The sequence below is a fragment of the Streptomyces sp. NPDC033216 genome (genome assembly GCF_055577115.1).
Map to the genome: position 1 here is coordinate 85,888 of NZ_JBVIQK010000007.1, position 21,273 is coordinate 107,160.

General features: G+C 71.1%; 15 protein-coding genes and 1 pseudogene. 10 read left to right on the forward strand and 6 right to left on the reverse strand.

Annotated features, from left to right (window positions below):
- The first annotated feature begins 242 nt into the window (after positions 1-242).
- Positions 243-2,396 carry a RecQ family ATP-dependent DNA helicase gene (locus ACZ5Y0_RS15905; RefSeq protein ID WP_469129251.1) on the forward strand — a complete coding sequence of 718 codons (2,154 nt, stop codon included), beginning with the start codon at positions 243-245 and terminating at the stop codon, positions 2,394-2,396.
- 455 nt (positions 2,397-2,851) lie between these two features.
- Here the strand turns inward: ACZ5Y0_RS15905 and ACZ5Y0_RS15910 are convergent, their stop codons facing one another.
- The 5 genes and pseudogenes from ACZ5Y0_RS15910 to ACZ5Y0_RS15930 form a co-directional block, all read right to left on the reverse strand.
- Entirely contained in the window at positions 2,852-3,289 is a 438-nt protein-coding gene (locus ACZ5Y0_RS15910; RefSeq protein ID WP_469129252.1) for a MarR family winged helix-turn-helix transcriptional regulator, read from the reverse strand.
- Positions 3,286-3,945: a mycothiol-dependent nitroreductase Rv2466c family protein gene (locus tag ACZ5Y0_RS15915; RefSeq protein ID WP_469129427.1), complete on the reverse strand. Its 660-nt coding sequence runs from the start codon at positions 3,943-3,945 to the stop codon at positions 3,286-3,288. Before ACZ5Y0_RS15915 ends, ACZ5Y0_RS15910 begins: the two co-directional genes overlap by 4 nt.
- On the reverse strand, positions 3,828-4,190 hold the full coding sequence (locus tag ACZ5Y0_RS15920) for a DsbA family protein (RefSeq protein ID WP_469129253.1): 363 nt from the start codon (positions 4,188-4,190) through the stop codon (positions 3,828-3,830). The genes ACZ5Y0_RS15915 and ACZ5Y0_RS15920 overlap by 118 nt, the downstream gene beginning before the upstream one ends.
- Before the next feature lie 29 nt (positions 4,191-4,219).
- Positions 4,220-4,474 carry an ABC transporter permease gene (locus ACZ5Y0_RS15925; RefSeq protein WP_469129254.1) on the reverse strand — a complete coding sequence of 85 codons (255 nt, stop codon included), beginning with the start codon at positions 4,472-4,474 and terminating at the stop codon, positions 4,220-4,222.
- A gap of 726 nt (positions 4,475-5,200) precedes the next feature.
- Positions 5,201-5,440: pseudogene (locus ACZ5Y0_RS15930) on the reverse strand (ATP-binding cassette domain-containing protein); the annotation flags it as partial.
- Positions 5,441-5,721: 281 nt separating this feature from the next.
- On the opposite strand from ACZ5Y0_RS15930, the gene ACZ5Y0_RS15935 reads away from it, so the two are divergent.
- The 6 genes from ACZ5Y0_RS15935 to ACZ5Y0_RS15960 all read left to right on the forward strand — a co-directional run bounded on the left by ACZ5Y0_RS15935 (position 5,722) and on the right by ACZ5Y0_RS15960 (position 15,677).
- A complete protein-coding gene (locus ACZ5Y0_RS15935) occupies positions 5,722-7,569 on the forward strand; it encodes a DUF4192 domain-containing protein (RefSeq protein WP_469129255.1) in 1,848 nt (615 codons plus the stop codon).
- Positions 7,570-8,534: 965 nt separating this feature from the next.
- The gene (locus ACZ5Y0_RS15940) at positions 8,535-9,293 is read left to right on the forward strand and encodes an NUDIX hydrolase (RefSeq protein ID WP_469129256.1); all 759 of its coding nucleotides are present in this window, start codon (positions 8,535-8,537) and stop codon (positions 9,291-9,293) included.
- 204 nt (positions 9,294-9,497) lie between these two features.
- On the forward strand, positions 9,498-11,666 hold the full coding sequence (locus ACZ5Y0_RS15945; protein WP_469129257.1) for an ABC transporter ATP-binding protein: 2,169 nt from the start codon (positions 9,498-9,500) through the stop codon (positions 11,664-11,666).
- Between the two features lie 162 nt (positions 11,667-11,828).
- Positions 11,829-12,716 (forward strand): FadR/GntR family transcriptional regulator, encoded by an 888-nt coding sequence (locus tag ACZ5Y0_RS15950; protein WP_469129258.1) that lies wholly within the window; start codon positions 11,829-11,831, stop codon positions 12,714-12,716.
- Between the two features lie 426 nt (positions 12,717-13,142).
- Complete coding sequence (locus ACZ5Y0_RS15955) at positions 13,143-14,684, forward strand: RNA polymerase sigma factor (protein WP_469129259.1); 1,542 nt, start codon at positions 13,143-13,145, stop codon at positions 14,682-14,684.
- A gap of 132 nt (positions 14,685-14,816) precedes the next feature.
- A complete protein-coding gene (locus tag ACZ5Y0_RS15960) occupies positions 14,817-15,677 on the forward strand; it encodes a S1 family peptidase (protein ID WP_469129260.1) in 861 nt (286 codons plus the stop codon).
- A gap of 103 nt (positions 15,678-15,780) precedes the next feature.
- On the opposite strand, the gene ACZ5Y0_RS15965 is transcribed toward ACZ5Y0_RS15960, so the two are convergent.
- Positions 15,781-16,005 carry a DUF7455 domain-containing protein gene (locus ACZ5Y0_RS15965; protein ID WP_073492764.1) on the reverse strand — a complete coding sequence of 75 codons (225 nt, stop codon included), beginning with the start codon at positions 16,003-16,005 and terminating at the stop codon, positions 15,781-15,783.
- Positions 16,006-16,449: 444 nt separating this feature from the next.
- Here ACZ5Y0_RS15965 and ACZ5Y0_RS15970 point away from each other — a divergent pair, with 444 nt between their 5' ends.
- From ACZ5Y0_RS15970 to ACZ5Y0_RS15980, 3 genes are all read left to right on the forward strand, one after another.
- A complete protein-coding gene (locus tag ACZ5Y0_RS15970; protein ID WP_469129261.1) occupies positions 16,450-18,573 on the forward strand; it encodes a DNA gyrase/topoisomerase IV subunit B in 2,124 nt (707 codons plus the stop codon).
- Between the two features lie 571 nt (positions 18,574-19,144).
- Positions 19,145-19,600: a DUF485 domain-containing protein gene (locus ACZ5Y0_RS15975; RefSeq protein ID WP_469129262.1), complete on the forward strand. Its 456-nt coding sequence runs from the start codon at positions 19,145-19,147 to the stop codon at positions 19,598-19,600.
- Entirely contained in the window at positions 19,597-21,189 is a 1,593-nt protein-coding gene (locus ACZ5Y0_RS15980) for a solute symporter family protein (protein ID WP_469129263.1), read from the forward strand. The genes ACZ5Y0_RS15975 and ACZ5Y0_RS15980 overlap by 4 nt, the downstream gene beginning before the upstream one ends.
- Positions 21,190-21,273 lie beyond the last annotated feature (84 nt).

Genomic DNA, 21,273 nt, shown 5'->3' on the forward strand with positions numbered 1-21,273 from the left:
GCAATTGGGGCCACCGACCCTTATGTGGCGGAGAGTGTCTTATATCCTTACCCCATGAGCGCAGGGTGACGCGTGTGCCGGCCGGACACCCGCACACCCACCTGCCCGGGAGGCGGCGTTCCCCCGCAGACACGCAGGCGGTCGCCTTCCGGGCCGCCCCCGCTGCGCCGTACCCCCGCGGACGCGACCGCTCACGCAGGGTGAGGTGGCCGATTGTCAGTGCCATCGGGTTGCATGGGGGCATGGACAACCTGGAGCTCCGCACCGAAGCAGATGCCATCCTCGCCGAGCTGGTCGGTGTGCCGGGGGCGCGGCTGCGGGAGGACCAGTGGCAGGCGGTGGCGGCCCTGGTCGAGGAGCACCGACGGGCACTGGTGGTGCAGCGCACCGGCTGGGGCAAGTCGGCGGTGTACTTCGTCGCCACCGCTCTGTTGCGCCGGCGCGGTTCCGGACCGACGGTGATCGTCTCGCCGCTGCTGGCACTGATGCGCAACCAGGTCGAGGCGGCGGAGCGGGCCGGCATCCGGGCACGCACCATCAACTCGGCCAATCCGGAGGAGTGGGAGACCATCTACAAGGAGGTCGAGCACGGCGAGACCGACGTTCTCCTCGTCAGCCCGGAACGCCTCAACTCCGTTGATTTCCGCGACCAGGTGCTTCCCAGGCTGGCGGCCACGACCGGTCTGCTGGTGGTCGACGAGGCGCACTGCATCTCCGACTGGGGCCACGACTTCCGCCCCGACTACCGTCGGCTGCGGGCCATGCTGGGGGATCTCGCCCCCGGAGTGCCCGTCCTGGCCACCACCGCGACGGCCAACGCGCGGGTCACCGCCGACGTGGCCGAGCAACTGGGTACCGGCGCCGGCGAGGCACTGGTGCTGCGCGGCTCGCTGGAAAGGGAGAGCCTCCGGCTCGGAGTCGTCCGGCTGCCCGACGCCGCGCACCGCCTGGCCTGGCTCGCCGAGCACCTGGACGAGCTGCCGGGATCCGGAATCATCTACGCCCTCACGGTCGCCGCGGCCGAGGAGGCCACCGCCTTCCTGCGGCAGCGCGGCTTCACGGTGGACTCGTACACGGGTCGCACGGAGAACGCCGACCGTCTCCAGGCCGAGGCCGACCTCCAGGAGAACCGGGTCAAGGCGCTCGTGGCGACCTCCGCGCTGGGCATGGGGTTCGACAAGCCGGACCTGGGATTCGTCGTCCATCTCGGCTCACCCTCCTCGCCGATCGCCTACTACCAGCAGGTGGGCCGTGCCGGCCGAGGTGTGGAGCACGCCGAGGTGCTGCTGCTGCCCGGCAAGGAGGACGAAGCCATCTGGCGCTACTTCGCCGACACCGCCTTCCCGCCCGAGGCACAGGTCCGCCAGACTCTCTCGGCGCTCGCCGACGCCGGGCGACCGCTGTCCGTGCCGGCCCTGGAGGCGTTGGTGGACCTGCGACGCACCCGGCTGGAGACGATGCTGAAGGTCCTCGACGTCGACGGAGCCGTCAAACGGGTGAAGGGCGGCTGGGCGAGCACCGGGCAGCCCTGGACGTACGACGCCCAGCGGTACGCCTGGGTGGCCCGGCAGCGGGCGACCGAGCAGCAGGCCATGCGCGACTACGTGAGCACGACCGAGTGCCGGATGGAGTTCCTGCGCCGGCAGCTGGACGACGAGGGAGCGGTCCCGTGCGGCCGGTGCGACAACTGCGCCGGTGCCTGGATCGGCTCCTCGGTCTCGACCGAGGCCCTCACCGGGGCGACGAAGGAACTGGACCGCCCCGGGGTGGAGGTCGAGCCGCGCCGGATGTGGCCGACCGGCATGCCCGCCCTGGGTATCGACCTCAAGGGACGCATCCCCGCCCGCGAGCAGTGCTCCACCGGGCGCGCCCTGGGCCGTCTCTCGGACATCGGCTGGGGCAACCGGCTGCGCCCCCTGCTGGCCGAGAACGCCCCTGACGGGCCCGTACCCGACGAGGTCCTGAAGGCCGCGGTGGCCGTCCTCGCCGACTGGGCGCGCTCTCCGGGCGGCTGGGCAGCGAACGCCCCCGACACGTCGGCGCGACCTGTGGGAGTCGTCGCCGTCCCGTCCCTGGCCCGCCCCCAGCTGGTCGGCTCCCTCGCCGAGGGCATCGCGACCATCGGCCGACTCCCCTTCCTGGGCACCTTGACGTACACCGGCCAGGGCGGCGCCCACGCGGTACGTCGCAGCAACTCCGCTCAACGGCTCAGGGCGCTCTCGGACGCCTTCACCGTCTCGCAGGAACTGGCCGGCGCCCTGGCGGCCTCTCCCGGTCCCGTACTGCTCGTCGACGACTACACCGACTCCGGATGGACCCTCGCGGTCGCGGCCCGCCTCCTCCGTCGGGCGGGCAGCGCGGAGGTCCTCCCGCTGGTCCTCGCCGCGGCGGGATGAGTTTCCCCTCCCGTCCGAGGCGTGACGGTGCGTGCGCCCGGCCCGGTACCTCTGCGGCGGGCGCGCACCCCGGACGCCGTTCGGCCCCAGCGGCACCACGTGCGCCGGGAACGCCGTACGCCCGGAGCGGCACCAGCGGCATCCGGACGGCCGAGACCGCTGGACGTGGTCAGACTCTGCCGGTTCTCGCCATGGACGACGAAGACCGATGCCGTGGCACCCGGTGACGGCGGCGTGGGCGGCACGGCGCGGTCTCGGTCGGCCTCGCACGGCCTGTCTCCTGCTCCGACGCTCTCGGCGTGGCCTTCACGGGCACCGTCCCGGCCGACCTGGCGGTCAACTGCGCCGCGCGTCCGCACTGGATGTACAGGCCGCCGCTACTGAGCAGCGACCGGGGTTTCAGCGTGCAGGACCTCGACGTCGCCGTCGCCGGGCCGTTGTCGGTCGAGCCGCCGTCAGCGGCCGGAAAGCCACGCCTCGTCGTCGGTGGCGTGGGCCAGGACGCGCTGGAGGAGCAGGCGCAGCGTCTCGGTCTCGTCCGCGGTCAGATCGCCGAGCAGCTCCGTCTCCACCCGCTCCAGCGGCCCGTCGATGCGGTGCAGCAGGTAGCGCGCCGTGTCGGTGATCTCCAGTCGGCGCGAACGGTCGTCGGAGCCGGGGCGCCGGCGCACGTGCCCCGCCTCGACCAGCTCGTTGACCAACTGGTGCACCGACTGACGGGCGATGCCGAGCTGGCGGGCCAGGTCCGCCATGGTCAGCTCGGGTTCGAGCGAGGGTTGCGCGAGGAGCCCGTACTGACGCACGGTCAGATCGTAGCCGTACAAGCGTGCGTCGACCCGGCGGGTGACCACCGTGCTGGCCGCGGCCAGGAGATACGGGATGTGTGCCCTCAAGACGGATTCACCTCACCTCGGCCGCGCGGAGAATTACCCTCTCGACGGTATGCCAAGCTCCGGCAGCCGGAAGCTGGTCCGCACGCGTGCGCGGCGGGTGGGGCACCGCCCCGAGGCGGTGCTCGAACGGTTCGAAGCGGTGATCCGAGGCTGGGGGCGAAGGTTCCGTCGGTCCGGTAGGCCCGTACACCGATGCGAGGGGCCGCGAGTCCGTCACGTCGGATCGTCCCGGCCGCAGACGTCCGGATCCGGGTCGGCGGGCGGTCCCTATAACTCGTGGAAGCCAGGGGTGCAGGCCACCAGGAGCGTTCCGTCCCACAGCCGCCCGCCGCCTCGCCCCTCGGCACCCGGGAGAGGACCGGCCCGAAGAAGGCCACCGGAGGGTGGTCCGGGGCCGCCGGGTCCGCGGTGGCGACCACCGGCGTCCCGGTGCGTGGACCGAGCAACCGGACTGCCTCGGCGTGCGAGGCCCGCAGCTCCGCGTCGTACGTGGTGGAGGAGCCGGCCGCCGCCAGCGCGGCCGGCAGCGCGGCGCCGGTCAGGGCGTCGGCCGGATCGTTGATCCACTTCTTGACGTTCCCTGCGGAATCGGGGCCGTCGGTGTCGTGGTCGGCGGTGTCGCGGCCGTCCCACAGTGCGGTGTGGAAGCGTGCCAGGGCCTCCTGCCCGTGGTGCCGCCCGCCGTACCGATGCGCACCGGAACCATGAGGTGGTTCCCGGGGTCCCCCTCCGGATCGTCGTCGCGGCCCTCGTTGAGGAGCGTCAGGCTCATGAGGTGGCGGCGCAGGTGCAGCGGGCGCACCCGGGCCGCCTCCGTCAGCCAGCGGGAGATCAGCCAGGTGTACGGGCAGGCGGGGTCGAACCAGAGGTCCACGGTGCGGGGCCGGCCTCGAGCTGTCACGGGTGCTCCTTGGGATGCTCGCTGCGGCGTCACAGGGTGGCGTTGCGCATGCCGCGGATGCCGGCCGCGACCCCCAGCACGGCGACGGCCACCGTCGCCACGAGGGCGTAGAGCACGCTCGACTCGGTGAACCGTTCGTCGAACAGGGCACGTTCGGCCTCGACGACATACGTCACCGGGTTGATCCGGCTGAGGACGTACAGCCAGGCCGGTGCCGAGGGCTCGGTGATGGGCAGCAGGATCCCGGAGAGCAGCAGCAGAGGGAAGAAGACGACCTGCTGCACCCCGTAGAAGAGGGTCCGCCGCTTGCGGGAGTGGAGCGCCAGGGTGAAGGGAGGGCGCCGATCCCGACGCCGAAGACGGTCAGCAGGGCCAGCCCTGCCAGGGCGCCGGCCGGGCGCAGCCGGAAGTCGGTCGGCAGCAGCAATAAGAGGATCAGCAGGGCCTGCGTCAGCAGGACAACGACCTCCTTCAGGGACCGGCCGACGAGCATCGCGGCCCGGTCGATCGGAGTGACGAGCATGCGCTCGAAGACGCCCGAGGACATCTCGTCGAGCAGGGAGGCGCCGGCCCCGGCGGTGGAGGAGAGGCCGAGCAGAACCAGCATGCCCGGTACGAACCACTGCCAGGGGGAGCCCGTGCCCGGCCCTGCGCCGGCCGCCTCCGATCCGCGGAGCAGGGGTGCGAAGAGTCCGAGGAAGAGGAAGGGCAGCATCATCGTGAAGAGCGGGCCTGCGGGCTGCCGGAGTTCGGGTCCCAGCTCGCGGGCGAACGCGGTCCGGGTGTCGGTGATCACCTTCATGAGCGGACTCCGTGGTCCGTGGCGGTCGGGGCGTCCGTGTTCACCCGCAGGGTGCGGCAGGTCAGGCTGAGGAAGACGTCGTCGAGGGTGGGGCGGGCGAGCCGGACGAACAGCGCCGGCACGCCGGCTGCTTCCAGCTCGCGCAGCAGGACGGGGAGCCGGGCGTCGCCGCTCGGGGTGCGCAACTATTGGTGCCGGCGCTGTTGCCCTGACCGAGGTAGCCGATGCGGCGCCGCACTCCGGCCGGATCGGTCAGGACGTCGTGCCCGGCGACGGTCGCGGTGCCCGAGGACGCGGGCAACAGGGTGGTCAGCATCCGCAGGGTGGTGGTCTTCCCGGCGCCGTTCGGGCCGAGGAAGGCGACCACCGAGCCGGCCTCGATGTCGAGGTCCAGGCCGCGCACGGCGTCGACGGTCTCTCCTTCGACGCGGAAGCTGCGGTGAGGCAGCGGGTCTGAATCATGGGGCTCCCGTACGGAGTTCGTGGAGGGCGTCACGCAGGCCGGTCCCGGGCGGGGGCAGTCGGTTCGGCCCGCGCAGGCTGATGGGGCATCAGGTGTCCTCAGCTCTTGACGCCTAGGAGCTTAGAAACGTCAATGACGTATTTGTCAGGCTCCCTGACGGTCTCCATGGCTGAGCAGGTCCGGCGCTCTCGAGGCAATGTCGTGACCCTGATCGGACTTATCCACAGGGGCAACCGAAACCTTGTCGTCCGCGAGATCGTCTGCTCATGACGAATCACAGCGAAACGGCCGGATCCTTCGAAAACGGCGACATCGCCGGACGTGGTGGGCATCCCGGATACGGTCCGTACGGTGGTCAGGCCGCATACGACGACAAGGCCGCCGCGTACGACGACACGACCACCGCGCACGACCGTGAGGCGGCCTACGAAGGCCATGTCCCGTACGACGGACGCCCTGCGTACGACGGAGGCCCCGCCGCGCACCAGGTGACCCTGCGCACCCCGGCCGAGCTGGCCGACGCCCTGCCCTACCTGCTCGGGTACCGCCCCGAGGACAGCATCGTGCTCGTCGCCCTCCACGGCCGCGGCGCGAGGGGCAGGTTCGGCGGCCGGGCCCGTCTCGGCATCCCGGCGAACCCGGACGACTGGCCGGCGGTGGCCCGGCAACTGGCACAGGGACTCGTGATCGGCTGCGAACGCAGGGGAGACCGTCCCGCGCAGATCGTCGCCTACCTCTGCCAGGAACCGGCGAAGGGCGAGACGGGCCGACGGGTGAGGGAGCGCCTCCAGCCGCTCGCACACACCCTGCGAGTCGAATGCGGTCGACTCGACATTCCGGTGATCGAGGCGCTGTGCATCTCGGACGGCCGCTTCTGGTCGTACTGCTGCTCGGGCGAGGGCTGCTGCCCCGTCGAAGGAGTGCCGATGGGCCTGCCGGGCACATCCGTGCTGGCCGCGGCCGCCACCTACGCCGGTATCCAGGTCCGCGGCACGTTGCGGGAGTTGCGGGCCCGGCTGCTTCCGCTGGAGACCGGCGCCGCCGTGGAACAGGAGGTGGCCCTCGACACCGCGGGCATGGATTTGGTCCCGAAGATGCTCCGCGACCCGAGTCGCGCGGCCGTCGCGGAGGAGACCATCGCACTGGCCGCGCGCGTGATGCGCAGGTTCGCCGAGGCACCCACGGTGGCCGGCGCCCTCCCCGCGGACCGGCGGGACGACGAACTCCTGGCCTGCGACGAAGCCGCGGCCCTCATTCTCGGCCTCCAGGACCGGACGACGCGGGACCGCGCGGCCGAGTGGATGGAGGGCGAGGAGGCGGCACCCGCTCTGCGTCTCTGGCGAGCGCTGGCCCGCCGCTGCGTCGGCCCCTACGGCGAGCACGCGGCGGCCCCGCTCACCCTCGCCGGCTGGGTCGCCTGGTCCAGCGGTGATGAACTCGAGGCCCGCGAGGCCCTCGCCATGGCCCTGGGCGCGGATCCGAGCTACCTCTTCGCCCGCCTCCTGCACGAGGCATGCAACGAGGGTCTCGACCCCGAATCGGTCCGACGCTGCCTGCGGGCCGAGCGGCAGGTGCGCGGGCCGGGAGCCGAAGAAGGAACCGACCTTCCGTGCGACGCCGGCATCGAAGCCGCATCCGAAGCCGGGGGTGTAGCGGGGGCCGAAACCGGGACCGCGGCCGAAGTCGGGGCCGGAACCGGGGTCCGGGCCGGAGTCGGGGCAAGGGCTGGGGCCCCAGCCGAAGCCGGGGTCGCCGCTTCCGGAAGCGGCGCCGACAAAACCGGCGGCCGGGGCGAAGCCCCGCACGGGGCGGCATCGCAGGCCGGCAGCACCACCGGTGGCGCTCCGGGACCGATGCAAGCCCCTTCAGCTACTGCCGGCCGTCGGAGGCGCCGTGTGCGTTCGGCCGGCGCCGCCGGCTCTCTCGCGCGGACGACGGCGGCGCCTCGGAAGGAGCGGGGAGCGAAAGTCCTCGGTGCCCGTGCGGCCGGTTCGACCCGCCCCGGCGCTCCCGGCCAAGGCGAGACGCGCTCGCGCGCTCGCACCTCGGACAGGGTCGCCGCACGGCGGCGGAGCGGCTGCGCGGACGGCGACGAGATCACAGGACAGAGGTGAGCCGACACCGCTCCTGCGCAGTACGCGGGGTGCTCGGTCGGTCGTCCTGGGACCCGGCCGGGCGACGCTCACGGCCGACACCCCGCGCGCCAGCCCGACGGCCGACACCCCGCCAGCCGGACAGCCAGGCGGCCGGACATCCGGGGAGCGGCCGATCGTCCTCTCCACCGCCATTCGGCGGGGCCGCCGCACCCCCGGGCGTGACCTGGCGGAGCGGCCACCGCCCACCTCCCGGCCACCGGTCTGCTGAGCGCCGGGCAGTACGCTCCGGGGCTCCTCGACAAGTACGTACGGCTCGCCGGGCTCCTCGGCAATTCGGTCGAGGACTCCGGTTGGGGACTGCGCGAACTCCGTGCGGAAGAGGCGGATCGCCCCGCCTTCGGCCGGCGCGGTGGTGCCGGACGGTCCACGAAACGGCGATCGGCGTCTCGGGTCTGGTGGCGGCCGGACACGAGAAGGAGGGGGGTCCTGCTACGAGGGGCAGCGGCCGAGGCCTTCGGACACGGGCTCCTCCAGATGTAACGGCGGGGAACGGAGAACCGAACCGAGGGGAGGACCCCGCCGCCCCACCTCCCCGCCTGCTGCCACACCGCCATCGGGTCACCGCTGGCGCCGTGCGGGTCCTCCTCCTGACGCCTCTGGCGGGCATCCGGCCGGACGCCCCGGCGGGCCCGTGTCCCTGCGTCTCCCCCGGCGGAGCGCGCCCCTCGGCGAAGTCGGCCGGACAGAGCCGCAGCTCTGGGGGTCTGCGGCTCGGCCTTCGAACGTACGGATCAGCCGACTCGGGCCGACCGTGGTCGAGGCAGCGGCCGACGGGCTGCGATCGGGCATGTGACCTGCCATGACACGGAACAGGCCGACGGTCCTTGGTGGGGCCGTCGACCGAGCCGGACTGCCGCGAATCAGCCGTCGAGGCGGCGGACGAAGGAAGTGTTTATCGTCAGGAAGACGACTATGATCGCCGCATGCCCTACGACCCGTCAGCATTTCCGCCCTTCGCCGTCACCGTGGACCTGGTCGTGCTGACCGTGCGCCGCCACGCCCTGTGCGCGCTGGCGGTGCGCAGGGGCGAGCCGCCGTTCCAGGGACGGTGGGCCCTTCCGGGCGGCTTCGTGCGGGACGACGAGGACCTCTCCCAGGCAGCGGCACGCGAGCTGGCCGAGGAGACCGGACTGCGCGCCCACGGTCCCGCCGCCCCGGACCAGGACAACGGCGCTCACCTGGAACAGCTCGCCACCTATGGCGATCCTGAGCGTGATCCCCGGATGCGTGTGGTGAGCGTCGCCCACCTCGCCCTCGCCCCGGACCTGCCCGCGCCGCGCGCGGGAGGCGACGCGAGCAACGCGCGGTGGGCGCCGGTCGATGAACTGCTGCAACAGGGCGGTCACGGCCGTGACGGCGAACCGGTGGCACCCCTCGCCTTCGACCACGCGCAGATCCTTGCCGACGGCGTCGAGCGAGCCCGCTCCAAGATCGAGTACTCCTCGCTGGCGACCGCGTTCTGCCCCAGCGAGTTCACCGTGGGTGAGCTGCGCCGCGTCTACGAAGCGGTGTGGGGCGTGGCACTGGACCCCCGCAACTTCCACCGAAAGGTGACCGGCACCCCGGGCTTCCTGGTCCCCACGGGCGGCACCACCACCCGCCAGGGCGGCCGCCCGGCGCAGCTCTTCCGCGCCGGCGGCGCGACCCTGCTCAACCCGCCGATGCTGCGGCCCGAGGTGTGAACTGGGCGCACGCCTCGAACGGCAGGTGACCTGGCCTCGGCGGTTTCCCGCCGCCGGTCACGTGCTCGCCGCTCGGTGGCTCGCCCCTCATGTGTGCGCGGATCGCCTGGCTGTTCCAGGTGGTTGGGGTCCCCCGCCGACCGGGATTCCGCGACCAGCCGTGCTGTACCCCAAAATGGGGCATAACGCGCTATCTTGCTACGGGTGATCCAGGCCTTCGGACTGACCAGCAATCCCCGCAAGGGCCTCCCGCTCGCGCTCGACGACGTTTCCTTCGAGGCGCGCGCGGGACATGTGACCGTGCTCCTCGGAGCACCGGGCGCGGGTAAGACCACGGCGTTGAGACTCATGCTCGAACTCCAACAGGGCCGTGGTCTCACCTACTTCAGAGGTCGGCCCCTGCACCGGATCGCCCACCCGTCACGCGAGGTCGGCGTCCTTCTGGGCGATGTGCCGGGGCATCCCGCCCGTACCGTCCGAGGCCATCTGCGCATGTTGTGCGCGGCCGCCGGTGTCCCGGTCCGACGGGCCGACGAAGTCCTCGAAGCGGTCGGCCTGGTCAGCCTGCGTGACGAGCGCCTCGGCACACTCTCCCGCGGCATGGACCGCCGGCTCGGCCTCGCCTGCGCCCTGCTCGCCGACCCGCACACTCTGATGCTCGACAACCCGGCCGACGGGCTCTGCGAGCGCGAAACCCGGTGGCTGCACAACCTACTGCGCGCACACGCGGCGCAGGGCGGCACGGTCCTCTCGACCACGACCGATCCCAAGGAGGCCGCCCGCACGGCGGACCGGGTCGTCACCCTGGACCAGGGCAGACTCGTCGCCGACCAGGAGGCCGCGCACTTCGCCCGCACCCGACTGCGTCCCCGCGTCGCCGTCCGCAGCCCGCAGGCGACGCGCCTGGCAGCCCTGCTCACCAAGGAGGCCCGTACCGCTCGGCGCTCCGTCGAGGTCGTACAGGAGGACGGCAATCGCCTCGCCGTGTACGGCAGTACGTGTGCCGACATCGGGGAGACCGCGTTCCGGCACCGCATCCTCGTCCACCGACTCGCGGACGAGATCGGCGACATGGGCCCTGGAGCCGACGGCGTCCGGGCGGAGCCGACGCGTGCCGGGTCGGAGACCGGCGGTTCGGGCGGTGAACCCGGGCCGGCCGACGATCGCGACGACCGGATGTCCGACGACGCGCCCCCCGCGGAGACACCCACAACCGTCGGCGGCGCCCCCGCGGTCGCGGAGCACTCGAACGCGGTGCCCACCAGTACCGGAGCCCCCCTCCGCCCGACAGTCGCCGGTTCAGCACTCCCCGCCGTCGACGCGACGGCGCCCGGCGGTGAGCCGGTCGAGCCCGGCGCTGTCGGGCCGGGGGCCGCCGACGCAGGGGCCTCCGTGGGGGAGGCGGCCCTGCGCGAAGCCGTCGCGACGGGGCTGGTGACCGCCGACACAGCGGAACCCCTCGGGCCGCAGGCCCGGCCCGGAGCCGTCGCCCACGGCTCCACGGCCGGCACCCCTCAAGCCACTCGGACCTCGCCCCAGGGCCACTCCCGTGCTCTCGAAGGCGTTCTGCCCGCCCTGCCACCCCCCATCGCCGTGCGTTCCGCTCCCAGTCCGCTCCGCCCGCTCCGCTACGAACTGCGCCGCGCCGCCGGCATCAGCACCGGATTCCTCACCGGGGCCGTCGTCCTCGTGGTCTCCTCCCTCACCGCCCTCGTCCTGGCCCGGATCGGGCACACCTCGCAAGCCCGACTGCTGGCCGCCTGGCCCGTGCAACTTCCGCTGCCGCCGGCGGCGCTCGGTGCGGGCCTGCTGGGCGCGCTCGCCTTCGGGGACGAGTTCCGCCACCCCGCCCTGGCGGCGGATCGCGCGAGCGTGCCCCGCAGGCTGAGCCTGCTCATCGCCAAGCTCCTCGTCTCCGCGCTCACCGCGCTCACGCTCGCCGTCCTCAGCGCTGGCTGCGACGCCGAAGTGCTCTATCTCGTCTACGGACGGGAGCTCGCCCAGGTTCCCGCCGACTGGCTGCAACTGGGAGCGAGTTGGCTCGCGCTCACGGTCGGCTGCGCCTGGGCCGGCGTGCTGGCGGCGGGTGTCTTCCGGTCCACCACGGCCGGACTCGCGGCGGTGGTCGCCGTACCGGTGGTCGTCGTACCGCTCGTACAGAAGGCCGTGGAGAGCGCGTCCGTGCGGACGGCCGCCGGGTTCTCGGTGCGGCTTCGGGAGGTGCTGCTCTCGCAGTGGCCCTTCGGGGGTGACCGCTATGTGGCAGCCGCGTTGCGTGTGGTCGCTCAACCCTTTGGTGGGGCCCTGACGTTGTCGCTGAGCGCTCTGGTGTGCGCGTATCTGCTCACAACCCTGCGCAGCAGGGTCCGATGACGGCCGTCCGTGCCCATCCGGGATCGACTTGTGCGCAACTCCCCGGGGAAAGCCCATTTCTTTCCGATAAGGCGTCAATTGCGACGGCGTGAGCGATCACCCTTTCGTGTGCTTTTCACCAAAGCCCTCAAGGGAGTTGGAGACGGCGCCGACAAAGGATTCGTGAGTACCCTTGCGCACACCATGATGACCGCCGCCCGCTCCACCGACTCCGGTCTGGCCGGCCCGGGCGAACTCGACCGCTACCCCTTCGCGGAGGGCCCCGCCGCCAACCGCGTCGGACCCCCTGCCTGGGAGGGTGCGGACCCCGAGCTGGGCCGTGTGGGCCGGCGTGGCGCGGGCAGCCGCGGCCGCGGGCTGCACGGCCAACTCGTCCAACAGCTCGGCCAGATGATCGTTTCCGGTGATCTGGGTGCGGACCGCCCGCTCGTGCCCGAGGAGATCGGCCAGCGCTTCGAGGTCTCCCGCACCGTCGTCCGTGAGTCGCTCAGAGTCCTGGAGGCCAAGGGGCTCGTCAGTGCCCGGCCGAACGTCGGCACCCGTGTGCGTCCCGTGAGCGACTGGAATCTTCTCGACCCGGACATCATCGAATGGCGGGCCTTCGGCCCGCAGCGAGACAACCAGCGGCGCGAGCTGAGCGAACTGCGCTGGACGATCGAGCCGCTCGCCGCCCGCCTCGCGGCCGGGCACGGTCGTGAGGACGTCCAGCAGCGGCTGTCCGACATGGTCGAGATCATGGGACACGCCATGGCGCAGGGCGACGCGCTCACCCACTCCCGGGCCGACGCCGAGTTCCACTCGCTGCTCATCCAGATCGCGGGCAACCGCATGCTGGAGCACCTCTCCGGCATCGTCTCCTCCGCGCTCCAGGTCTCCGGCGGTCCGGTCACGGGCTGTGACCGGCCGACCGAGGTGTCCCTGGGCCACCACGCCAGGATCGCCGACGCCCTCGCCGCGGGTGACGGCGCCGCCGCCGAAGCGGCCATGCGCCAGCTGCTCACCGTCCATCCCGAGGTGGAGCGGGTTGTGCCGGCGCCCCGCGAGCACTGACCGCAGACCGCGGGCGGGATACCCGGGGACGCTGTTCCCTCCTCTTGCGTCGTCCCGGCCCTCCCTCTCTCCCGTCGGACCCCGCAGGACCCGTCACGGGCATGCGGGGTCCGGCCGCGTGTGGGGTCGGATTGGGTCGCAACAGTGTGGGTAGACACTGCGGGTGACCTTATCTGCCCGCGTCTGGCCGTCTTTGAGCGCTTACGCGGTGTGACTCGGGCCACGAAGATTGGGCGTAACGCTCATGGAAGCAACGCGATGACCTAAGAGGTGGCAGCCACGGAGGGAATACGGACGTCGTTCAAGGCGCTGTGCAACCTCCCAGCCCCCGCCCGCACCGTCGGCCCACCCCCAAGGCCGGTGGTCGGCTCCTGTCCGTAGTGGACGGGGCCGAAAGCCGTTTTCCAACGTTCCGAGAGGTTGTTCGTGTCGGCCAGCACATCCCGTACGCTCCCGCCTGAGATCGCCGAGTCCGTCTCTGTCATGGCGCTCATTGAGCGGGGAAAGGCTGAGGGGCAGATCGCCGGCGACGATGTGCGTCGGGCCTTCGAAGCTGACCAGATTCCGGCCACTCAGTGGAAGAACGTACTGCGCAGCCTCAACCAGATCCTCGAGGAAGAGGGTGTGACGCTGATGGTCAGTGCCGCGGAGCCCAAACGCACTCGAAAGAGCGTCGCAGCGAAGAGCCCGGCCAAGCGCACCGCCACCAAGACGGTCGCGGCGAAGACGGTGACCACCAGGAAGGCCACCGCCACTTCCGCCGCCGCTCCGGCCGTCCCCGCTGTGGACGACCCCACAGACGAAGACGCCACCGAGAAGAAGGCGGCTGCCAAGAAGACGGCCGCGAAGAAGGCGACCGCGAAGAAGGCCGCCCCCGCCAAGAAGACGGCGGCGAAGAAGACCGCCGGCAAGAAGGACGACGCCGAGCTGGTCGAGGACGAGGTCCTCGAGGAGACCCCCAAGACGGGCGACGAGCCCGAAGGCACCGAGAGCGCCGGATTCGTCCTCTCCGACGAGGACGAGGACGACGCGCCGGCCCAGCAGGTCGCCGCCGCCGGTGCCACGGCCGACCCGGTCAAGGACTACCTCAAGCAGATCGGCAAGGTCCCCCTGCTCAACGCCGAGCAGGAGGTCGAACTCGCCAAGCGCATCGAGGCCGGTCTGTTCGCCGAGGACAAGCTGGCCAACGCCGACAAGCTCGCCCCGAAGCTCAAGCGCGAGCTGGAGATCATCGCCGAGGACGGCCGCCGCGCCAAGAACCACCTGCTGGAGGCCAACCTCCGTCTGGTGGTCTCCCTGGCCAAGCGGTACACCGGCCGCGGCATGCTCTTCCTGGACCTCATCCAGGAGGGCAACCTCGGTCTCATCCGCGCGGTCGAGAAGTTCGACTACACCAAGGGCTACAAGTTCTCCACGTACGCCACCTGGTGGATCCGTCAGGCGATCACCCGCGCCATGGCCGACCAGGCCCGCACCATCCGTATCCCGGTGCACATGGTCGAGGTCATCAACAAGCTCGCGCGCGTGCAGCGCCAGATGCTCCAGGACCTGGGCCGCGAGCCCACCCCGGAGGAGCTGGCCAAGGAACTCGACATGACCCCGGAGAAGGTCATCGAGGTCCAGAAGTACGGCCGCGAGCCCATCTCGCTGCACACGCCGCTCGGTGAGGACGGTGACAGCGAGTTCGGTGACCTCATCGAGGACTCCGAGGCCGTCGTCCCCGCCGACGCGGTCAGCTTCACGCTTCTCCAGGAGCAGCTGCACTCCGTCCTCGACACCCTGTCCGAGCGCGAGGCCGGTGTGGTCTCCATGCGCTTCGGTCTCACCGACGGTCAGCCGAAGACCCTCGACGAGATCGGCAAGGTGTACGGCGTGACGCGCGAGCGCATCCGCCAGATCGAGTCCAAGACGATGTCGAAGCTGCGCCACCCGTCGCGTTCGCAGGTGCTGCGCGACTACCTCGACTGAGTCGACCCCGTACGACGCCGAAGGCCCGGCTCCCCTCGGGGAGCCGGGCCTTCGGCTTGGCGCGCGGGTGCGCGGCGCCATGACCTGAATCACTCTGGGTGTTCATCGATCACTCCAGAGTGAGGAGCGCGCATGCGTCGTCCCTTTGCCCGGGTGCTGACCCGGCCGTTGGTCCTGGCGACCGCGGTCATGGCCATACCGCTGGTCTCCGCCACCCCGGCGGCCTCCGACGGTGTCGTGGGAGGCTTCCCGGTCGACGTGTCGGCCAGCCCCTGGACCGTCGCCCTGTCCAGCCGTGACCGGTTCGGCGGTATGCGGTCCGGGCAGTTCTGCGGGGGAGTGGCCGTCGGCCCCACTACGGTGCTCACCGCGGCCCACTGCATGGGCGAGGAGGTCCTGGGGGTCCCTCCGGACCGGGCGCACGACCTGAAGGTCGTCGCGGGCCGCACGGACCTGCACTCGGACGCCGGTCAGGAGATCGCCGTGACCGGGGTGTGGATCAACCCGGACTATGACCCTTACGGCAACTCCGGAGACTTCGCCGTACTCGAACTGGCCGAGCCGCTGCCGCGGGCCTGGGTCATCGCCATGGCGGGCGCCGGTGATCCGGCGTACGAACCCGGAACGGAAGCCATGGTCTACGGCTGGGGGGACACCACGGGGATCGGCTCCTACGCCCACGGGCTGCGGGCCGCTCGTCTGCATGTACTGCCGGACAGTGTCTGCGGAAACGCCTACCCCGGGCCGGCCGACGTCTTCTACCGGGCGCGGACCATGGTGTGCGCGGGGGAGGCTCAGGGCGGCCCGGACTCCTGCCAGGGGGACAGTGGCGGGCCGCTGGTGGCCCAGGGCCGGCTCATCGGCCTCGTGTCCTGGGGGAGCGGATGCGGGCGGGCGCGGAGCCCCGGCGTCTACACCCGGGTGTCCGACATCGTCCGGACACTGCGCCGAGCCGCACTGCCAGGCGCAGCGGGCGCGTCAGACGGGGGCTGAGCAGGTACGCCGACAAGCGCGGGCGGCCGCCCCTGGGATGCAGGGACGGCCGCCCGCCACCAGCCTGTGCCGGTTGTGGCTCGTCGTCGTTGAACGCGAACTGTCAGCGCTCTTCTTCCGAGGCGGGAACAGCGGTCAGGCGCTCCGTCTCGTCCTGTATCTCGGCGGCGATCTTCTTGAGTTCCGGCTCGAACTTGCGACCGTGGTGGGCGCAGAAGAGCAGTTCTCCGCCGCTGAGCAGGACGACGCGCACGTACGCCTGGGCGCCGCAGCGGTCGCAGCGGTCAGCGGCCGTCATCGGGCTCGCGGGGGTCAGAACAGTAGTCACGTCGCCTCTTCTCTAGCTCGACGAGCTGTCGTACCAGGGTCAACATCCAACCAGCCCCAAAACGTTCCCGCTCGTGGCTTCTTCCTCGAAAAAATCTTTCGAGGTGGCCGTCTGCTGCCGGTTTGGCGGCGAATGTGCCGTATTACGTGTCTGTTGTGTCGTACGGTTTCGCGCTGTCGGTCATGGTCCGGTCCTCCCGGCTGGATTGCCGGTTTGTTCATGAGGACGTGCCCGGAGCCTAAATGGTTCATGCCTCGAAGGGAACGTGATGTGTACTTCAGTCCGTCCGGGCATCGAACACGCATGCGACGCTGGACTAGGGTGAGTTCCGGGGAGGGTGGCGTGACAACGGCTCTACCAGGCCTCGGTACCCTCTTTGCGGCGACCGAAGCCGCGCCCTTACCCCGTGAGGGCCCATCTGAAATTCAGCGAGGAGCGAACCGCGTGACCGCCGATACGTCCGTGCCGTCCACAGCGCTGCTGGCAGGAGCAGACCGGGACGGTTCCAACTACACCGCGCGGCACCTGCTCGTCCTCGAAGGCCTCGAGGCCGTACGCAAGCGCCCGGGTATGTACATCGGGTCCACCGACAGTCGTGGTCTCATGCACTGCCTCTGGGAGATCATCGACAACTCCGTCGACGAAGCCCTCGGCAGCTACGGCGACCACATCGAGGTGATTCTCCACGACGACGGCTCCGTGGAGGTGCGCGACAACGGCCGGGGCATCCCCGTCGACGTCGAGCCCAAGACCGGTCTGTCCGGTGTCGAGGTCGTCATGACCAAGCTGCACGCGGGCGGCAAGTTCGGCGGTGGCTCGTACGCCGCCTCCGGCGGTCTGCACGGCGTCGGTGCCTCGGTGGTGAACGCCCTGTCCGCCCGTCTCGACGTCGAGGTCGACCGCGGTGGCCACGTCCATGCGATCAGCTTCCGCCGTGGCGTGCCCGGCGTGTTCGCCGGCGACGGGCCCGACGCGAAGTTCGAGCCCGCGAGTGGCTTGCGCAAGACCAAGCGGATCCCCAAGACCCGCAGCGGCACGCGCGTGCGGTACTGGGCCGACCGGCAGATCTTCCTCAAGGACGCCAAGCTCTCCCTGGAGCACCTCCACCAGCGCGCCCGGCAGACCGCTTTCCTGGTGCCCGGCCTGACGATCGTCGTCCGCGACGAGTACGGCCTGGGCGAGGGGGGCAGCAAGGGCGAGGAGTCGTTCCGCTTCGACGGCGGCATCAGCGAGTTCTGCGAGTACCTGGCCTCGGACAGGCCCGTGTGCGACGTCCTCCGGTTCACCGGGCAGGGGTCCTTCAAGGAGACGGTCCCCGTCCTGGACGACCACGGCCAGATGACGCCGACGGAGGTCACCCGCGAGCTGGGCGTCGACGTCGCGCTGCGCTGGGGCACCGGGTACGACACGACCCTCCGGTCCTTCGTCAACATCATCGCCACCCCCAAGGGCGGCACCCATGTGGCGGGGTTCGAGCAGGCCGTCGCCAAGACGATGAACGAGGTGCTGCGCGCCAAGAAACTGCTGCGTGTCGCCGAGGACGACATCGTGAAGGACGACGCCCTGGAGGGCCTGACCGCCGTCGTCACCGTCCGGCTCGCCGAGCCCCAGTTCGAGGGCCAGACCAAGGAGGTCCTCGGCACCTCGGCCGCCCGCCGCATCGTGAACACCGTGATCTCCAGGGAGCTCAAGGCGTTCCTGACGTCGACCAAGCGGGACGCCGCGGCCCAGGCTCGGGTCGTCATGGAGAAGGCGGTCTCCGCCGCACGCACGCGCATCGCGGCGCGACAGCACAAGGACGCCCAGCGACGCAAGACGGCCCTGGAGTCCTCCTCCCTGCCCGCCAAGCTCGCCGACTGCCGCAGCGACGACGTCGACCGCAGCGAGCTGTTCATCGTCGAGGGCGACTCCGCGCTCGGTACGGCCAAGCTCGCACGGAACTCCGAGTTCCAGGCGCTCCTGCCGATCCGGGGCAAGATCCTCAACGTCCAGAAGTCGTCCGTGACCGACATGCTCAAGAACGCCGAGTGCGGTGCGATCATCCAGGTCATAGGAGCGGGCTCCGGGCGGACCTTCGACATCGACGCGGCCCGCTACGGCAAGATCATCATGATGACCGACGCCGATGTGGACGGCTCCCACATCCGGTGCCTGCTGCTGACCCTGTTCCAGCGCTACATGCGGCCCATGGTGGAGGCCGGCCGGGTGTTCGCGGCGGTGCCGCCGCTGCACCGTATCGAACTCGTCCAGCCCAAGAAGGGGCAGGACAAGTACGTGTACACGTACTCGGACCGCGAGCTGCGGGACAAGCTCATGGAGTTCCAGAGCAAGGGCGTCCGGTACAAGGACTCCATCCAGCGTTACAAGGGTCTCGGCGAGATGGACGCCGACCAGCTGGCCGAGACCACGATGGACCCGCGTCACCGCACCCTGCGCCGGATCAACCTCTCCGACCTGGAAGCGGCCGAGCAGGTGTTCGATCTGCTCATGGGGAACGACGTGGCACCGCGCAAGGAGTTCATCTCCAGCTCGGCGGCGACGCTGGACCGGTCGCGGATCGACGCGTAGGCGCTGTCGCTGGTTCCGGGGGTGTTCCGTAGGGCGGGGCTGACCTGGTGTCCGGGTCAGCCCCGCCCGGTGTTTCCTGCCCGGCGCCGCCCGGCGGGTCTCCACCCGTCGGTGGGACCACGGACGGCAGTCGCCGGGCTGGGCGGAGTCCCGGTGGCTGTCGTGCCGGCTGGGCCTTCTTCCGTCTGGGGTCCGGGCACCGGCTGTGGTCGTACGTGACCCAGTCGCCTGTGCCGGTGGGGCTCGCCGCCGGTGTCCATTCCGTGGGTCTCGAGACGCCCGCTCGTCCTGATCGCCGCAGGGCTCAGCAACCAGGAGATCGCCCGCGAACCGCGGGTGTCCGCCGTGCGTTCAGGAAGCGGTCGGTCCGGCCGCCGACGGACTGAATCGGGCCTTTCATCACCTGATGGGGTGAAGTGCGAGGGAAGAAGAGTCAGGGATCTTCCCGTTCTGTCCATCCTGGGGCATGCAGTCAAGCAACAGCCGTGCCCGCGGCAGCGAGCACGGATCCGAGAGGTCGGGCGAGCAGGGGCGAGGCGTGGGCCCGACGACCGTCGGGACACCGCCGGACATGCGGTACGAAGACCCTTGGTACGACGCCCTCGCCTCGGGCTGGGGCGAGTCCGGCACCCCGAGCCCACCGCCGACCGAGGTCCCGGCGGCGCGTCGGCGGCGTGCGGACGGTGCCGACGCAGCCGCCCAGGTCTACCTCGAGGTGCAGCGGAGCGAGGCGTTCCAGGAGGTGCGCGGCCGGTACCGGCGGTTCGTCATTCCCGCGGCCATCGGGTTCTTCCTCTGGTACGTGGCCTACGTCGTGACGGCGACGGCCGCACCCGGATTCATGGCCCGTCCGGTGTGGGGCGCGGTGAACGTCGCCCTGCTCGCCGGCCTCGGACAGTTCCTCAGCACCTTCCTGCTCGCCTGGGCCTACTCCCGCCACGCCCGGCTGCGCAGGGACCGTGCGGCGCTCGAACTGCGCTGGGACACCCAGGAACTGACGCGTGAGGCACGGGGCGGTGCGGCGTGACCGGCAACCATCAGATGCTGGCGTTGCTGCTGTTCAGTGTCTTCGTCGCGATCACCCTGGGGATCACGACGTGGGTGAGCCGCAGCCGGCAGGGTTCGGCGGAGGAGTTCTACGCCGGCGGGCGGCTGTTCTCGCCCATGGAGAACGGTTTCGCCATCGCGGGCGACTACATGTCGGCCGCCTCCTTCCTGGGCATCTCGGGGCTCATCGCCCTCTTCGGCTACGACGGGCTGCTGTACTCGGTGGGCTTTCTCGTGGCCTGGCTCGTCGTGCTGTTCCTCGTGGCCGAACTGGTGCGCAACTGCGGGCGCTTCACACTTGCCGACGTCATCGCCGCGCGGATGAGGGAGCGTCCCGTGCGGATCGCGTCGGGGACGGCCTCGGTCACCGTGTCCGTCCTCTACCTGGTGGCGCAGATGGTGGGGGCGGGCAGCCTGGTGGCACTTCTGCTCGGCGACACCGGCGAGGCGGCCCAGGCGTGGGCCGTGATCGGCGTCGGCGCGCTCATGGTGATCTACGTGTCGCTGGGAGGCATGCGGGCCACCACATGGATCCAGATCGTGAAGGCGGTACTGCTGCTCGGTGGCACGATCGCCCTCACCGTGCTCGTCCTGGTGCGTTTCCACGGTGACTTCGACCGGCTGCTGCGCACGGCGGCCGAGCGCAGCGGGCACGGTGCCGCGTTCCTGGCGCCCGGCCTGAAGTACGGCGGGGACTGGATCGCCCGCTTCGACTTCATGAGCCTGGGGCTCGCACTGGTGCTGGGCACGGCGGGGCTGCCGCACATCCTGTCCCGCTTCTACACGGTGCCGACGGCGCGGGCCGCCCGGCGTTCCGTCGTGTGGTCGATCGGACTCATCGGCGGCTTCTACCTGATGACGATCGTCCTCGGCTTCGGTGCGGCGGCCATCGTCGGCCCGGACGCCGTACGCGGCTCGAACGCCTCCGGTAACACGGCGGTTCCCCTGCTGGCTCTCGACCTGGGCGGTGGAGCCGGCTCCACGGGAGGGACGGTGCTGTTCGCGATCGTGGCGGCCGTCGCCTTCGCCACGATCCTCGCCGTGGTCGCGGGAATCACGCTCGCCTCCTCCGCGTCGGTGGCCCACGACCTCTACGCCTCGCTGCGACGCAGGCACGTCGCGGCGAGCAGCGAGGTCACGGTGGCGCGGATCGCCACCGTCGGCATCGGTGTGGTCGCCATCGGCCTCGGCCTGCTGTCTCGCGACCTCAACGTCGCCTTCCTGGTGGGACTCGCGTTCGCCGTCGCCGCGTCGGCGAACCTGCCGGTGCTGCTGTACTCGCTCTTCTGGCGGGGCTTCACCACACGCGGCGCCGTGTGGGCGATCTACGGCGGGCTGGTTCCGGCCCTGGTGCTCGTCGTGCTGTCGCCCGTCGTCTCGGGCAGCCCGCAGTCGCTCTTCCCGGACCTCGACTTCCAGGTCTTCCCGCTCCAGAACCCGGGACTGGTCTCGATCCCGCTGGGTTTCCTGGCCGGCTGGCTCGGCACGGTCACCTCGGCGGAGGTGCCGGACGAGGCCAAGCACGCGGAGACCGAGGTCCGGTCGCTGACGGGCGCGGGCGCCGTCTAGCCGGGGTCCGCGTTCGCATCAGGCCGGCATCAGGCGCGCAGCCCGTCACCGCGACACCCAGACGTAGCGGTCCTCGGGGTGCCC